The organism is Luteimonas vadosa (assembly GCF_039543545.1).
In the GTDB taxonomy this organism is placed as follows: Bacteria; Pseudomonadota; Gammaproteobacteria; order Xanthomonadales; family Xanthomonadaceae; genus Luteimonas; species Luteimonas vadosa.
The window spans coordinates 520,362-534,992 of sequence record NZ_BAABJY010000002.1 but is presented as its reverse complement, the minus strand read 5'-3'; the positions used below and the strand labels follow the sequence as shown (position 1 = coordinate 534,992).

General features: G+C 67.3%; 14 protein-coding genes. 8 read left to right on the top strand and 6 right to left on the bottom strand.

What is annotated here, in order from left to right:
- Positions 1-35: 35 nt before the first annotated feature.
- Complete coding sequence (locus ABD970_RS08340; protein ID WP_345295030.1) at positions 36-1,214, bottom strand: acyl-CoA dehydrogenase family protein; 1,179 nt, start codon at positions 1,212-1,214, stop codon at positions 36-38.
- 194 nt (positions 1,215-1,408) lie between these two features.
- Here ABD970_RS08340 and ABD970_RS08335 point away from each other — a divergent pair, with 194 nt between their 5' ends.
- The 3 genes from ABD970_RS08335 to metH are packed head-to-tail and all read left to right on the top strand — an operon-like array spanning position 1,409 to position 6,128.
- Positions 1,409-2,338, top strand: coding sequence for an ArsR/SmtB family transcription factor (locus ABD970_RS08335; protein WP_345295029.1), 930 nt, complete (start codon positions 1,409-1,411; stop codon positions 2,336-2,338).
- On the top strand, positions 2,335-3,420 hold the full coding sequence (locus tag ABD970_RS08330) for a homocysteine S-methyltransferase family protein (protein WP_345295028.1): 1,086 nt from the start codon (positions 2,335-2,337) through the stop codon (positions 3,418-3,420). Before ABD970_RS08335 ends, ABD970_RS08330 begins: the two co-directional genes overlap by 4 nt.
- Positions 3,417-6,128, top strand: a complete 2,712-nt coding sequence (gene metH / locus ABD970_RS08325; RefSeq protein WP_345295027.1) for a methionine synthase — start codon at positions 3,417-3,419, stop codon at positions 6,126-6,128. The genes ABD970_RS08330 and metH overlap by 4 nt, the downstream gene beginning before the upstream one ends.
- 248 nt (positions 6,129-6,376) lie before the next feature.
- Here metH and ABD970_RS08320 read toward each other — a convergent pair whose 3' ends face one another.
- The 5 genes from ABD970_RS08320 to ABD970_RS08300 all read right to left on the bottom strand — a co-directional run bounded on the left by ABD970_RS08320 (position 6,377) and on the right by ABD970_RS08300 (position 10,363).
- A complete protein-coding gene (locus ABD970_RS08320; RefSeq protein ID WP_345295026.1) occupies positions 6,377-6,967 on the bottom strand; it encodes a DUF2058 domain-containing protein in 591 nt (196 codons plus the stop codon).
- Between the two features lie 21 nt (positions 6,968-6,988).
- The gene (locus tag ABD970_RS08315) at positions 6,989-7,204 is read right to left on the bottom strand and encodes a SlyX family protein (RefSeq protein WP_345295025.1); all 216 of its coding nucleotides are present in this window, start codon (positions 7,202-7,204) and stop codon (positions 6,989-6,991) included.
- Positions 7,194-8,555, bottom strand: a complete 1,362-nt coding sequence (locus ABD970_RS08310) for a UDP-glucose dehydrogenase family protein (RefSeq protein WP_345295024.1) — start codon at positions 8,553-8,555, stop codon at positions 7,194-7,196. The genes ABD970_RS08315 and ABD970_RS08310 overlap by 11 nt, the downstream gene beginning before the upstream one ends.
- A gap of 15 nt (positions 8,556-8,570) precedes the next feature.
- Positions 8,571-9,353, bottom strand: coding sequence for an FKBP-type peptidyl-prolyl cis-trans isomerase (locus tag ABD970_RS08305; RefSeq protein WP_345295023.1), 783 nt, complete (start codon positions 9,351-9,353; stop codon positions 8,571-8,573).
- Between the two features lie 65 nt (positions 9,354-9,418).
- On the bottom strand, positions 9,419-10,363 hold the full coding sequence (locus tag ABD970_RS08300) for an FKBP-type peptidyl-prolyl cis-trans isomerase N-terminal domain-containing protein (RefSeq protein ID WP_345295022.1): 945 nt from the start codon (positions 10,361-10,363) through the stop codon (positions 9,419-9,421).
- Between the two features lie 553 nt (positions 10,364-10,916).
- Between ABD970_RS08300 and ABD970_RS08295 the strand changes: the two genes are divergently transcribed.
- The 5 genes from ABD970_RS08295 (at position 10,917) to ABD970_RS08275 (ending at position 14,625) form a co-directional block, all read left to right on the top strand.
- A complete protein-coding gene (locus tag ABD970_RS08295; protein WP_345295021.1) occupies positions 10,917-11,381 on the top strand; it encodes a hypothetical protein in 465 nt (154 codons plus the stop codon).
- A gap of 3 nt (positions 11,382-11,384) precedes the next feature.
- On the top strand, positions 11,385-11,759 hold the full coding sequence (locus ABD970_RS08290) for a GntR family transcriptional regulator (protein ID WP_345295020.1): 375 nt from the start codon (positions 11,385-11,387) through the stop codon (positions 11,757-11,759).
- Between the two features lie 14 nt (positions 11,760-11,773).
- Entirely contained in the window at positions 11,774-12,670 is an 897-nt protein-coding gene (locus ABD970_RS08285; protein ID WP_345295688.1) for an ABC transporter ATP-binding protein, read from the top strand.
- Complete coding sequence (locus ABD970_RS08280; RefSeq protein ID WP_345295019.1) at positions 12,667-13,713, top strand: hypothetical protein; 1,047 nt, start codon at positions 12,667-12,669, stop codon at positions 13,711-13,713. Before ABD970_RS08285 ends, ABD970_RS08280 begins: the two co-directional genes overlap by 4 nt.
- A gap of 264 nt (positions 13,714-13,977) precedes the next feature.
- On the top strand, positions 13,978-14,625 hold the full coding sequence (locus ABD970_RS08275) for a DUF2884 family protein (RefSeq protein ID WP_345295018.1): 648 nt from the start codon (positions 13,978-13,980) through the stop codon (positions 14,623-14,625).
- Positions 14,626-14,631 lie beyond the last annotated feature (6 nt).

The window sequence follows — 14,631 nt, the reverse complement described above, 5'->3', positions numbered from 1 at the left end:
CTGGATGCGCGGGTGTCGGGCGAGGGGCGGTGCGTCTAGCGCAGGCCGGTCTCGTGGCGGGCGATGACCAGGCGCTGGATTTCACTGGTCCCCTCGTAGATCTCGGTGATCTTGGCGTCGCGGAAGTAGCGTTCGATGGGCATTTCCTTGGAGTAGCCCATGCCGGCATGGATCTGCACCGCCTGGTGCGCGATCCACATCGCGGCCTCGGACGCGGTCAGCTTGGCGACCGCCGCCTCGGTGGTGAAGCGCTTGCCCTGGCCCTTGAGCCAGGCCGCGCGCAGCGTCAGCAACAGGGAGGCGTCCAGCTTGCATTTCATGTCGGCGAGCTTGGACTGGATCATCTGGAAACTGCCGATCGGCTGGCCGAACGCATGCCGCTCCCGCGAATACTCGATCGAAGCCTCGTACGCAGCCCGGCCAATCCCGACCGCCTGCGAGGCGATGCCGATGCGGCCGGCGTCGAGTACGCCCATCGCGATCTTGAAGCCGTGGCCCTCCTCGCCCAGCACCTCATCGGGTTGCACCACGTAGTCCTCGAACTCGATCTCGCACGTCGCCGAGGCCCGGATGCCGAGCTTGGGTTCGGTCTTGCCGCGGTGGAAGCCCTCGCGGGTGGTGTCGACGAGAAAGGCGGTGATGCCGCGTGCCGCCTTGTCCGGATCGGTCATCGCGAACAGGACGATGTACTTCGCTACCGGCCCGGAGGTGATCCAGCTCTTCTTCCCCGTGACCTTGAAGCTGCCGTCCGCCTGCTTGACGGCGCGGCAACGCATCGCGGTGGCATCGGAGCCGGACTGCGGCTCGGTCAACGCGAACGCGCCGATCTCCCTGCCCTCCGCGATCGCCTTGACGTACTTCTGCTTCTGCGCCTCGGTGCCGTGGGTGAGGATCCCGTTGCAGAACAACGAGTTGTTGACGGACATGATCGTCGAATGGGCGGCGTCGGCCGCGGCGATCTCGACCATCGCGAGCACGTAGGCGATCGGGTCCATGCCCGCTCCGCCGTACTCGGCCGGCACCTCGATTCCCATCAGCCCGTTCTCGCCGAGCAGCCGGATGTTTTCCAGGGGAAACTCGCCGCTACGGTCGAATTCCTCGGCGCTCGGCGCGATTTTTTCCCGGGCGATGCGGCGCGCCACGTCCTGGATCATCAGCTGCTCTTCGGTGAAACCAAAATCCACGTCGCCACTCCGGCCGGGCAAGAGGCGCAATTGTAGCCTTGGCGCCGTGAGCGGTCAGCCGGGATCGCGCGCGACGGCGAGCGGCGGCACCCGCAGGGACGCCGGGCCACGACGATCGGAGCCTCGCGGTCCGCATCTCCGGCCGACGCGCAGCCGCCCGCCGCTTGACCGGTCGGGCTGCGGACGCGACACTCATATCCTTGAATCGCGATGGAAAGATATTAATGGACCTCGAGGGCTGGTCCGCCAGGCTCAAGGTATTGGCCGATCCCACCCGGGTCCGCTTGCTTGCCCTTCTCGAGGGCGAGGAGCTCACCGTGGCGGAGCTGTCGGCGATCACCCGCTTGGCGCAGCCTCGCGTCTCCACCCACCTGTCCCGCCTCAAGGACGCCGGGCTGGTCCGCGACCGTCGCGCCGGCGTCTCCGCGTACTACCGCTTCGAGGAAGACGCGCTGGACGCCGCGCAGCGCGCACTCTGGCAGGCATTGCGCAGCGGCAGCGACGATCCGCTGCTGCGCCAGGATGCCGAACGCGTGGCCGGGGTGCTGGCCATGCGCGCCGCGGACCAGAACTGGGCCGACTCGGTGGCCGGCGACATGGAACGCCATTATTCCCCGGGGCGCACCTGGGAAGCCCTGGCGCGCTCGGTGCTGCCCCTGTTCGAGACCGGGGACGTGCTGGACGTCGCATCCGGCGACGGCGTCCTTGCCGAGCTGCTCGCCCCGCATGCGCGACGCTACGCCTGCGTCGACGCCAGCGCCCGGGTCGTCGAGGCTGCGGCAGAACGCCTCCGGCGCTATCCGAACGTGGAGGTGCACGAGGCAGACATGCACGCGCTCCCCTTCGAGGCTGGCAGCTTCGACCTCGTCGTGTTGATGCACGCCTTGACCTATGCCGCCAGGCCGGCCCAGGCCGTGGCCGAGGCGGCGCGCGTGCTCAGGCCGGGCGGCCGGTTGCTGCTGTCGAGCCTTGCGCGGCACGAGCACCGCACTGCTGTCGAGGCTTATGGGCACGCCAACCTCGGCTTCGGGCTCCGGGATTTGCGGCGGTTCGTGGACAAGGCAGGCCTGGCCGTGCAGACCGCGGAAATCGTGACGCGCGAGAAACGCCCCCCGCATTTCGAAGTCATCTCCCTGATCGCACGGAAACCATGAAGACCCTTCCCTGGCACGACCCCCTGCGCGTGGCGGCGCTCGAAAGCGCACTGGCCGAGCGCATCCTCGTCATCGACGGCGCGATGGGCACGATGATCCAGCGGGCCGAACTCGACGAGGACGACTACCGTGGCGCTCGTTTCGCGGAGGGATTCGACGCCGGGCACGGTTACGCTGCGCCTCCGCTGGCACAGGACCTGCGGGGAAACAACGACCTGCTCACCCTGACCCGCCCCGACCTGATCCGCTCCATCCATGCCGAATACCTGGACGCCGGCGCGGACATGGTCGAGACCAATACGTTCAACGCCACCGCGATCAGCCAGGCCGACTACCGGCTCGAGCACCTGGTGGCGGAACTCAATCGCGAAGGCGCACGGCTCGCACGCGAGGCGTGCGATGCCGCCGAGGCCCGGAGTCCGGGCCAGCCGCGCTTCGTCATCGGCGTGCTGGGGCCGACCAGCCGCACCGCTTCGATCAGCCCCGACGTCAACGACCCGGGCTTCCGCAACACCAGCTTCGACGCGCTGCGCGAGACCTACCGGGAAGCCGCCCGGGGCCTGATCGAGGGCGGCGCCGACACGCTGATGGTCGAGACGATCTTCGACACGCTCAACGCGAAGGCCGCCCTGTACGCCATCGAGGAGACGTTCGACGCGCTGGGTGCACGGCTGCCGGTGATGATCTCGGGCACCATCACCGACGCGTCCGGGCGCACGCTGTCGGGGCAGACGGCGGAAGCATTCCACGCCTCGGTCGCACACGGGAAGCCGCTGTCCGTGGGCCTGAATTGCGCCCTGGGCGCGAAGGACCTGCGGCCCCACGTCGAAGCCCTGTCCGGTGTCGCCGAAGCCTTCGTCAGCGCGCATCCCAACGCGGGCCTCCCGAACGCCTTCGGCGCCTACGACGAAACACCGGAGGAAATGGCGGCCACGCTCCGCGAGTTCGCCGAGTCGGGCCTGCTGAACCTCGTCGGCGGCTGCTGCGGGACGACGCCAGCGCACATCGCCGCGATCGCGGGTGCCGTGCGCGGGATCGAACCCAGGCGTCCACGGGTGATGCCGATGGCGAACGCGGCATGAGCGCCCTCGCCCGCCATACGCGGTTGTCCGGGCTGGAGCCGCTCGTCCTCACGCCGGACCTGCTGTTCGTGAACATCGGCGAGCGCACCAACGTCACCGGCAGCGCCCGCTTCCGCAAGCTCATCCAGGAGGATCGCTTCGACGAGGCCGTCGAGGTCGCCCGGCAGCAGGTGCTCAGCGGCGCCCAGATCCTGGACGTCAACATGGACGAGGGCATGCTCGATTCGGAGGCGGCGATGGTCCGTTTCCTGAACCTGATCATGTCCGAGCCCGACATCGCCCGCATCCCGGTGATGGTGGATTCCTCGAAGTGGAGCGTGATCGAGGCCGGCCTGAAGTGCCTGCAGGGCAAGAGCGTGGTCAACTCGATCTCGCTCAAGGAGGGCGAGCAGGCGTTCGTCGAACAGGCGCGCAAGGTCCTGCGCTATGGCGCGGCGGCGGTGGTGATGGCGTTCGACGAAGCCGGCCAGGCCGACACCTGCGCCCGCAAGGTCGAGATCTGCAGCCGCGCCTACCGCATCCTGGTCGACGACGTGGGCTTCCCGCCCGAGGACATCATCTTCGACCCCAACATCTTCGCCATCGCCACCGGCATCGAGGAGCACGACAACTACGCCGTCGACTTCATCGAGGCCACGCGCATCATCCGCGCCACCCTGCCCCACTGCCACGTGTCCGGCGGCGTCTCCAACGTTTCCTTCTCGTTCCGGGGCAACGAGACCGTGCGCCAGGCGATCCACGCCGTGTTCCTCTACCACGCCATCGAGGCGGGCATGGACATGGGCATCGTCAATGCCGGTGCGCTGCCGATCGTCGACGACCTGGATCCGGAGCTGCGCGAGCGCGTCGAGGACGTGGTGCTCAATCGCCGCAAGGACGGGACCGAGCGCCTGCTGGAGATCGCCGAGCGCTACCGCGGCGGCAAGGGCGCGGCGAGCGTGGAGGACCTGGCGTGGCGCGACAAGGAGGTCGGCGCCCGGCTGAGCCACGCCCTGGTCCATGGCATCGACAAGTACGTCGTCGAGGACACGGAGGAGGCGCGCGCCGCGGCGACCCGGCCACTGGACGTCATCGAAGGCCCGCTGATGGCCGGGATGAACGTGGTCGGCGACCTCTTCGGCTCCGGCAAGATGTTCCTGCCGCAGGTCGTCAAGTCGGCTCGGGTGATGAAGAAGGCCGTCGCCCACCTCCTCCCCTACATCGAGGCGGAGAAGGCCCGGACGGGCGATGCCGGCAAGCCCAACGGCCGCATCGTGATGGCCACGGTGAAGGGCGACGTCCACGACATCGGCAAGAACATCGTCGGCGTGGTGCTGGCCTGCAACAACTTCGAGGTCTTCGACCTCGGGGTGATGGTGCCGACGCAGACCATCCTGGACAAGGCGCGCGAAGTGTCCGCCGACATCATCGGGCTGTCCGGGTTGATCACGCCGTCGCTGGAGGAGATGGGCCATGTCGCCCGCGAGATGCAACGCCAGGGCTTCGAGACGCCGTTGCTGATCGGTGGCGCCACGACCTCCCGCGCGCACACGGCGCTGAAGATCGACCCCCACTACAAGTCGCCTACCATCTGGGTCAAGGACGCGTCGCGCGCGGTCGGCGTGGCGCAGTCGCTGGTCAGCGCCGACATGCGTGCCGGGTTCGTGGCCGCCAACGACGCCGATTACGCCGAGATCCGCGAACGCCACCGCAACCGCGGCGATGCACGGCGACTCGCATCCCTCGAGCAGGCGCGCGCGCAGCGATTCGACGGTGGTTGGGACGCCTACGAGCCACCCGCGCCTGCAAAGCCGGGCGTGACGGTGTTCGACGACTACCCCCTCGCGGACCTGGTCGAACTCATCGACTGGGGTCCGTTCTTCAATGCCTGGGAGCTGGCGGGCCGGTATCCCGCGATCCTGGACGATGCCGTGGTCGGGACCCAGGCCCGTGCCTTGTTCGCCGACGCCCAAGCGATGCTCGCGCGCATCGTCGACGAGAAATGGCTGGCGGCAAAGGCCGTGTTCGGGCTGTGGCCCGCGCATTCGGTCGGCGACGATGTCATCGTCGAGGCCAGTCACGACGGGGGTGCCAGTGCACAGGCCAGGCCCGTCACCTTGCATTTCCTGCGCCAGCAGGTGGACAAGCCCGTGGAACGGCCCGACTTCTGCCTCGCCGATTTCGTCGCCCCCGTGGACTCGGGCCGGCATGACTGGATCGGGGCATTCGCGGTCACTGCGGGCATCGGGATCGAGCCGCACGTGGCGCGCTTCGAGGCCGACCACGACGACTACAACGCAATCCTGCTCAAGGCCCTGGCCGACCGGCTGGCAGAGGCACTGGCCGAACGACTGCACCAACGGGTCCGCACGGAGTTCTGGGGCTATGCGCCCGGCGAACGCCTGGACAACGGCCAGCTGATCGCCGAGGGCTATCGCGGGATCCGCCCAGCGCCCGGGTATCCGGCCTGCCCCGACCACAGCGAGAAGCAGACGCTGTTTGCCTTGCTGGATGCGCCGGGCAACGCCGGCATGACCCTCACCGAAAACTTCGCGATGCTGCCGACGGCCGCCGTGTCGGGCTACTACTTCAGCCATCCGGGCAGCCAGTACTTCGTCGTCGGACGCCTCGGGAGGGAACAGGTCGCGGACTACGCCAGGCGCAAGGGCGTGTCGGTGGCGCAGGCCGAACGCTGGCTGGCGTCGAACCTGGACTACGACCCGGAATAACCCCGACCCTTGGCGGCATGCCGCTTCCCGGACGCTGCCCGTTCCAGTGCGGCGCCAGGCAACGACACCCGTCCGGGCATCCGCCCCTGCAAGCGCCCCGCGCCGGCGCGGGGCGCGCGTTCCTCCTTTCGGGCCTTGTCTCGCCGGGGTTGGTTCCTCCTGGAACGGGCCCTGGCCGGCAAGGCACCCCTCGCGGAGTCACTACGTACTTCAGCTCCGGCCTTCCGTCGTGACGAAGCCGGTGCCCGTCACCAGACCAGGTCGTCGGGGACCTGGTATTGCGGATCCGCGTACGGATCGTCACTGATCGGTGCCCCGGGCTCCACTTTCAGCGCCACGGCCTGCGGGAAGATCGCCTCGGCCTGCGCCAGCACCTCCGCCGTGACCAGCAGGTAACGCCCGTTGAGCTGCACGACGCCAAGCTCGCCCGCGTTGAGTTCCCTGAGCTGGTCCCCGGTGACATGGATGCGCTTGATCTTGCCGCCGTACTCGAAATGCCTGGCGACCTCGGCATCGGCTGCATTGAGTGCCTTGCCCTCGAGCAGTTTCGCCAGAGCTTCCCGCGCTTCCCGGCGTTTGCGCGCCTCTTCCTGCTTCTGGCGCTCCGCCTCGATCCGCTCCTGCTTCTCGCGCTGGGCACGGATCGCATAGGCCTTGGCGAGGTCGATGTCTTCGCGGGAACGCCTGTCCCCCACGCCAGCCGCACGGGCGCCGGCACCCTTGGGTTTGCCCGGACGGCGGTCGGCGTACGGCGCCTTGGGGCGTGACCGGTCCTTCTCCGCCTTGGGCGCGGCCTTGAAACCCAGGCCCAGCAACTGGTTGCGTAGCGTGTCGCTCATGCCGATGCGTGGATTCCCGATTCAGTAGTGGGGAGGCGGCGGTTCCTGGGCGGGATCGGCCAGGTCATCGCCACCCGAATGCTTGAGGTCGTCCAGAGCCTCTTGCATGCGCCGCGCGTGATTCGCCGACTCCAGCCGCGCCTGGGCCAGGGCATCGCTCAACTCGGCGATCGCCTGCTCCTGGAAGGCGAGCCGGGTCTCCAGCTCGACCACGCGCTGCTCCAGCTCATCGACCATCGAGGGCGACTTGCTGCAGGGACCGGCCGCGCCCGATGCCGTAATAGGCCAGCCCTGCGTCTTCGACCTGGGAGGGGTCGTACAGGTTGCGCCCGTCGAAGACGACACGGTCCGCAAGCCTGGCGGCGAGCGTGGCGAAATCAGGGCTGCGGAACTGCTTCCATTCGGTCACGACGACGAGGGCATCCGCGCCTTCGACAGCCTCGTCCGAACTGGAGCAGAGCAGGAAATCCTCCCGCTCGCCGAAGATCCGCCGGGCCTCCGCCCCAGCCTCCGGATCGTAGGCCCGGACACTCGCCCCGGCATCCCACAGCTGGCCCAACAGTCGACGGCTGGAGGCTTCGCGCATGTCGTCGGTGTTCGGCTTGAACGCGAGGCCCCAGACCGCGACTGTCTTGCCGGCCAGGCGTTCGGCGCCTCCGTAATGACGCGACATCAGTTCGAACAACTTCGATTTCTGGCGTTCGTTCACGGCTTCCACGGCATGCAGGAGGCCGGCCTCGTAGGCATGCTGGCCGGCCGTGCGCGAGAGCGCCTGGACATCCTTCGGAAAGCACGACCCACCGTAACCTGCACCGGGATAGATGAAGTGCCAACCGATGCGCGGGTCGGACCCGATCCCCAGGCGAACCATCTCGACATCGGCGCCGACCTTCTCTGCGATGTTCGCGATTTCGTTCATGAAGCTGATCTTGGTCGCGAGCATCGCGTTGGCGGCGTACTTCGTCAACTCCGCCGATCGCACGTCCATGGCGACGATCCGGTCATGGTTCCGGTTGAACGGGGCGTACAGGCGCCGCATCGTCTCCACCGCTTCGTCGCTGCCCGCGCCGATCACGATCCTGTCCGGCCGCATGCAGTCCTCGACCGCGGCACCCTCCTTCAGGAATTCTGGGTTGGAAACGACTTCGAAACCGACGTCGACGCCGCGAGCGGCGAGCGTCTCGGCGATCGCCGCGCGAACCTTCTCCGCCGTGCCCACCGGCACCGTCGACTTGTCGACCACCAGCACGGGCCGGTGCATGTGTGTTCCGATGGTCTTGGCGACCGCAAGCACGTACTGCAGGTCGGCGCTGCCATCCTCGTCGGAGGGGGTGCCGACCGCGATGAACACGACCTCGCCGTGGGCGACGCCCTCCGCCGCATCCGTCGTGAACCGCAGGCGGCCGGCCGCGTGATTGGCTTCCACCAGAGGCGCCAGGCCCGGTTCGAAGATCGGCATCACGCCCCGATTGAGGCCGTCCACCTTTTCCGGATCGACGTCGATGCAAACCACGTCGTGGCCGACTTCGGCCAAACAAGTGCCCGTCACCAGGCCCACATAGCCCGTGCCGAAGATCGAAACTCGCATTGGGTAACTCCGCGCTTACTTGGTGGTGTCGACGATGTCCAGCAGTTCGATTTCGAACACCAGCGTCGCGTTGGGCGGAATCGGGCCACCCGGAGTGCCCTGCTCCCCATACCCCAGCTTGCTCGGGATCCAAAGCTTGTACTTGCTGCCCACAGGCATCAGTTGCACGCCCTCGGCCCATCCGGGCGCGACCTGGTTCAGCGCGAACACCGCCGGCTCGTCGCGCTCATAGGAGCTGTCGAAGGTCGTGCCGTCGAGCAACTGCCCCTTGTAGTGCACCTTGACCGTCTGCTCGGCCGTGGGCTTCGCACCGTCGCCCGCACGCAGGACCTGGTACTGCAAACCAGAGTCGGTGGACTGGACGCCCGGCTTGCCTGCGTTCCCGGCGAGGAACGCGGCGCCTTCCTCGAGATTCTTCTTCCCGAGCGCCTCGGCTTCGGCCTTCTGCTTGGCCTGCATGCGCTCGCCGAAGCTCTGCGCGACCTTCATCGCCTGCTCTTCGGTCATCAACAGCTTCCCGCCCTCCATGGAGGTGCGCGCGGCGCGCATCACGGTGTCGAAGTCGACTTCGTCCTTGACCGGCTGCAGCGACTGACCGATCTGCATGCCGATCATGTAGCTGACCTGCTGCTTGTCGGTCTTCAGTCCGGGGATCGCCGCCTCGGCGGCAGGCGACGCATCGGCATCGCCATCGGCAGTGGCTTCGGCATCGCTGTCGACGGGCTTGCAGGCGGCGATGGCGAACACCAACGAAACGCTCAGCAGGCTGGCGGTGAAGGCGCGTGGGGAGAGGGTCATGCGGGTACTCCTGGAAGAAGGGGGACTTGCGTGGCTAACGGCGCCACGCAAGATGGCAAGGCGGCTCAGAGGATCTGGAGCAGTTCGACATCGAAGACCAGCGTCGAGTTCGGGCCGATCGGGCCCATTCCGGCACGGTCTCCGTAGGCAAGTTCGCTGGGGACCCAGAACCGGTACTTGGCACCCACCGGCATCAGTCCCAGTCCTTCGGTCCAGCCGGCGATGACCTTGTCCAGTCCGAATTCGGCGGGTTGGCCGCGGTCGTAGGAACTGTCGAACACGGTGCCGTCCAACAGGGTGCCATGGTAATGGACGCGCACGTTGGCATCGGGACGCGGCCGTGGGCCGGCGCCCTGGCGGAGCACCATGTACTGCAACCCGGACGGCGTGGTGAACACGCCCTTGGTGGCCTTGTTCCTGGCAAGGAACGCCGCACCTTCCGACGCGTTTTTCCGGCCCGCGGCGGCGGCCTCGGCCTGCAGCTTGGTCCGGACGCGCGCGGAGAAGGACTGGCGCAGGGCATCGGCCTCCTGGTCGGTGAGTTGCAGCTTGCGGCCATCCAGCACATCGGCCACGCCTTGCATGAATACCCTGACGTCCAACTCGTCGCGGATGGGCGCAAGCGATCGGCCCGCGTCTGCGCCCACCAGGAACCCGACCTTGTCCTTCGGCACCGCCGGGGGCTCGACACCGGGGGCCAGCCCCGGAACCGGCTGGCCGTTGCGCAACGCAATGCGTTGCATGAGCGCCGGGGCGACAGCCTTGGCTTCTTCCTCGGTGAGCAGCGGCTGTCCGCCGGAGAACGCATTGCGCACGGCGCGTTCGAAGGCAGCCCGATCCAGGTCGGGGGCGGCGGGTGCGATGGAACGGCCGACGTCCATGCCGACCATGTAGCCGATCTTCTCGCGCTCGGTGGTAAGCACGCCGTTCTCCTGGGCCAGTGCCGACGGGACCGGGCCTATGGCCGCAAGCATCGACAACGCGACGAGGGCGCGCAGCAAGGGTTTCATCCAGGTGGACTCCAGATCCGTGGGGGGCGGCAGCCGTGAGCGGCGTCCGCTAACCCCCTATTGTCGCGATCCGCCGCTGCGCCGGCAATCACAGGGCAGTCCCGCGTTCAGTGTCTACGGAAATCGCGTCGAGGCGTGCGCGCATGAAGGACCCCGGCCCGGCGCGTCGCCGCGCGGCATTCGCGCACCTGGCGACCGGCGAACCAGACCACCCACGCCCTCCGCCTGGTTACACAGTGGTCGGTCTGCGGGGCGGCGTCGGTGAGCTGGGCCGGAGCGGAACTCCAGTGGCCCGGACTTCGATTCCCTGCAAGCCTTCGGTGCCGCCGCGAGCCTCAAGACCCTACCAACGGTGGCAGCGGCAGACAGGCCCGCATCCGGCCCTGGCTGGAACGGACAAGTGACTGAATTTCATGGAGGTTTTAACACCCCGCCGAGGCGTCATGGACCATGACTTTAGTTGGGTCAAAAAAAAGCCGCTTCGGGGTTGACGCACTCTGTTTTGGTGTTATAGTTACATACAACACCGATGACCCAACGCAGGACCCCTGCCATGAACCGCAAGCTCCACAACACGCTGTTGGCGCTCTCCACGACCGGCTTGGTCCTCGTCGCAGGCCTCCTGGTCGCCACGCCGCTGACCTCCGCCCCGACCGAAGCCGCTGCCATGCGGCATGCCGTCGGCGTGGAGACCGCGCCTCCGACTGGGAGCGCCTCCGGCGCGCCGGCCGAACGCTCGGCGAGGCTGGCGGCACGCTCGCAGCGGTTCGAATCGGACTTGCTTCAGGCCACCGACACCTGCGAACTGCTCGCGCATACGGCTTCCTTCGTCACCGAAGTCGCCGCCGACGCAGCGCTGTCCGCGGCCATCGCGCAGATCGAATCGGCGGCTAGCGCGGGTTCGTCGGCCATGCAAGACGACCCCAAGCCGGACCGCACGCGCAGGAACTCGCGCAGCGCGTTCGCCACCCCCTATTTCTCATTCGCGCACGGCCTGCGCGATGGCACCGGAGCCTGAGTCATGACTTCCATCCAGTGGAGCGACGGCGCTCCGATCTACCGACAGCTAAAGGAGCGCGTGATCGCGATGATGCTCGACGGAGAACTCAAGCCCGGCGATGCCCTGCCCTCCGTAAGGCAGGTCGCCGCCGAATACCAACTCAACCCGATCACCGTCTCGCGCGCCTACCAGGAGCTGGCGGACGAGGCGCTGGTCGAAAAACGCAGGGGACTTGGCATGTTCGTCACCGAAGAGGCGTCGAAGAAACTGCTCGGCAATGAGCGCGAGCGCTTCCTGACCGAGGAGTGGCCTTTGGTGCTGGAACGCATCCAGCGACTGGGGCTGTCCATGGAAGACCTGCTCAATCCCATCGCACGCAACGGGGGTACGGCATGAACACCGATTTCCGGATGGATGAAGGCGCGGTCCCGGGCGCTGCCGTCGACGGCGGCACCGTGGTCAACGCAAGGAACCTGCGCAAGGCCTACAAGAACAAGGTCGCCCTGGACGGCACGTCGTTCGAGATCGGGGCGGGTCGGATCATCGGCCTGATCGGACCGAACGGCGCCGGCAAGACCACCGCGCTCAAGGCCATGCTCGGGTTGATCCCCTTCGAGGGCGACCTGAAGGTCCTGGGCCGCGACCCGCGGACGGAGCGCGACGAACTGATGAAGGATGTCTGCTTCATCGCCGACGTCGCCGTGTTGCCGCGCTGGATGCGGGTACGCGAAGCCATCGACTTCGTCGACGGCGTGCACCCGCGCTTCGACCGCGCCCGCTGCGAACGCTTCCTGGCCAACACCCAACTCAAGCCAGGCATGCGCGTGCGCGAGATGTCCAAGGGGATGATCGTGCAGCTGCACCTGGCGCTGGTCATGGCGATCGACGCGCGCTTCCTGGTGCTCGACGAACCCACCCTCGGCCTCGACATCCTGTATCGCAAGCAGTTCTACCAGCGGCTGCTGGAGGACTACTTCGACGAGCAGAAGACCATCCTGATCACCACCCACCAGGTCGAGGAAGTCGAGAACATCCTGACCGACGTGATGTTCATCCGCGACGGCAAGGTCGTGCTGGACGCGTCCATGGACGAGGTCGGCGAACGCTTCGTCGAGCTGCTCGCGGACCCGGAGCACACGGAACAGGCCCGCGGCCTGCAGCCCGTCGACGAACGCGCCATGGCATTCGGCAAGACCGTGATGCTGTTCGATGGCGTGCCCAGGAGCACCCTTGCCCCGCTGGGCGAAACCCGCATCCCCGGCCTGGCCGACCTGTTCGTGGCCACCATGAAAGGAACCTACGCATGAACGCCCAAGCCTCCACCCTGCCCGCCGGCAAGGCGCCGGCGCACCAGACGCATCGTTTCGCCCTGCTGCTCAAGCGCGAGTACTGGGAGCACAAGGGCGGCTTCCTCTGGGCGCCCCTGGTCGCCGGCGGGATCTCGTTGCTGCTGACGCTGATGGCGCTGATCGTCGCCGAGGTCATGGGCCGCAGGGCAGGTGCCCAGACGATCAACGTCGACGGCGAGCGGATCATGATCAACGCCCTCGACCTGGGCAAGCTGACCCAGCACATCGGACCGGAAGAGGCGCGCCACCTCGCCGACGGCATCGACCTGAGCCTGCTGATGGCCTCGAGCTGGCCGTTCATCGTGCTCGGCTTCGTGCTGTTCTTCTATTGCCTGGGCGCGCTGTACGACGAACGAAAGGACCGCAGCGTGCTGTTCTGGAAGTCGCTGCCGCTGTCGGACCGGGAGACCGTGCTGTCGAAGGTCGTGAGCGCCACCCTCGTCGCGCCCGCCCTCGCCACCGCCGCGGCCATCGTGACCATGTTCGGTTTCCTGCTCCTGATCAGCGCCTTCGTGCTGCTGCATGGCGGCAATCCGGTCCAGCTCGTCTGGGGTCCGGGGAGCCCGCTGACTCTGGTCGGGCAACTGGTCGCGGCGATCCCGGTGTACGCGCTCTGGATGCTGCCTACCGTCGGCTGGCTCCTGCTGTGCTCGTCCTGGGCACGCAGCAAGCCCTTCCTCTGGGCGATCATGATCCCGCTGTTCGCCGGGCTCTTCATCACCTGGTTCGACGTGATGCAGGCGTTCGACCTGCGCAGCACCTGGTTCTGGAAGAACGTCGTCGCCCGCATGCTGTTCAGCGTCGCACCGCTGACTTGGCTGGACGTCGCGCGCATCGAAGCCATGGACATGGATGGGCCAGGTGCGATCCGTTCACTGTTCGACCTTCGCTCCGTCTACTCCACGCTGCTGACCACGCAGTTGTGGGCCGGCGTGGTTGCCGGCGCCGCGATGATCTTCGGCGCGATCCATCTGCGCCGGCATCGCGAACTCGCGGAATGAACCCCCGGGGACGATCCGCGGCAGCGCGGATCGTCCTGCGCCGCGAACTTGCCGGGAATCCCGCCAGCGCCCATGCTCCCTCCCGCCCCACCCAGTGAAGGCCAGTAGCCCATGATGACGTCGACCTCCCGATCCCTCCGTGCCGCCCTGCTCGCTTGCGCCATCGCGCTCGCGGGATGCAATCCCGGACAGTCTCCGGATCGGTCTGGAACAGGGAACGACAATGCAAGCGACTCCCTGCTCGGCGGCGTGGTGGACAAGGCCATGGACAAGGCGCGCGATGAACTGAGGAACAGCAACATCTCCCTTTCGAAGGGTGCCGAGGGCCTGGCGAAGGCGGAAATCACCCCACAGGGTGAACTGCTGATCGATGGGCGCCCGGTCGCGACCAACCCGGCGCAAAAAATGCTGTTGAAGGACTATCGGCAGAGCCTGATCGCGGTCGCGGAAAGCGGCATGGACATCGGCACACAGGGCGCGGACATCGCCGGCAAGGCGATGGGCCATGCGGTCAAGGGTATCTTCTCAGGCATGTCCGAGGAGGAAATCGAACAGAGCATGGCTGCCGAAAGCGAAGCCATCGAGGCGGCCGCGCAGCAGCTATGCGACAAGTTGCCAGCCCTGCTCGCAAGCGAACGGCAGCTCGCCGCGGCGCTGCCCGAGTTCGCGCCCTACGCGACGATGGACGAAGGCGACATCGACGATTGCAATGGCAGCCAGGATGGCGCCGCCACGAAGGTGGGTCGCGCCGAGTTGCGTGAAGAAATCCGATCGGGCATCCGAGACGGCGTCCGCAACTCGATCCGAGCCGTTGCGCAATCCAGCCGTCTGGCGACCAACGATTCGCCCGCCGACCAGACGGGCGGCAAGGCCACCACGACGACCGACCAGGAGGCAGCGCCGTCGCGCTGACGGTAG

Bases quoted from the DNA above. Each gene is read 5' to 3' on its own strand.
- ABD970_RS08335 (WP_345295029.1), top strand. From the start codon at position 1,409: ATGGACCTCGAGGGCTGGTCCGCCAGGCTCAAGGTATTGGCCGATCCC.
- ABD970_RS08330 (WP_345295028.1), top strand. From the start codon at position 2,335: ATGAAGACCCTTCCCTGGCACGACCCCCTGCGCGTGGCGGCGCTCGAA.
- metH (WP_345295027.1), top strand. From the start codon at position 3,417: ATGAGCGCCCTCGCCCGCCATACGCGGTTGTCCGGGCTGGAGCCGCTC.
- ABD970_RS08320 (WP_345295026.1), bottom strand. From the start codon at position 6,967: ATGAGCGACACGCTACGCAACCAGTTGCTGGGCCTGGGTTTCAAGGCC.
- ABD970_RS08315 (WP_345295025.1), bottom strand. From the start codon at position 7,204: ATGGTCGATGAGCTGGAGCAGCGCGTGGTCGAGCTGGAGACCCGGCTC.
- ABD970_RS08310 (WP_345295024.1), bottom strand. From the start codon at position 8,555: ATGCGAGTTTCGATCTTCGGCACGGGCTATGTGGGCCTGGTGACGGGC.
- ABD970_RS08305 (WP_345295023.1), bottom strand. From the start codon at position 9,353: ATGACCCTCTCCCCACGCGCCTTCACCGCCAGCCTGCTGAGCGTTTCG.
- ABD970_RS08300 (WP_345295022.1), bottom strand. From the start codon at position 10,363: ATGAAACCCTTGCTGCGCGCCCTCGTCGCGTTGTCGATGCTTGCGGCC.
- ABD970_RS08295 (WP_345295021.1), top strand. From the start codon at position 10,917: ATGAACCGCAAGCTCCACAACACGCTGTTGGCGCTCTCCACGACCGGC.
- ABD970_RS08290 (WP_345295020.1), top strand. From the start codon at position 11,385: ATGACTTCCATCCAGTGGAGCGACGGCGCTCCGATCTACCGACAGCTA.
- ABD970_RS08285 (WP_345295688.1), top strand. From the start codon at position 11,774: ATGGATGAAGGCGCGGTCCCGGGCGCTGCCGTCGACGGCGGCACCGTG.
- ABD970_RS08280 (WP_345295019.1), top strand. From the start codon at position 12,667: ATGAACGCCCAAGCCTCCACCCTGCCCGCCGGCAAGGCGCCGGCGCAC.
- ABD970_RS08275 (WP_345295018.1), top strand. From the start codon at position 13,978: ATGGACAAGGCGCGCGATGAACTGAGGAACAGCAACATCTCCCTTTCG.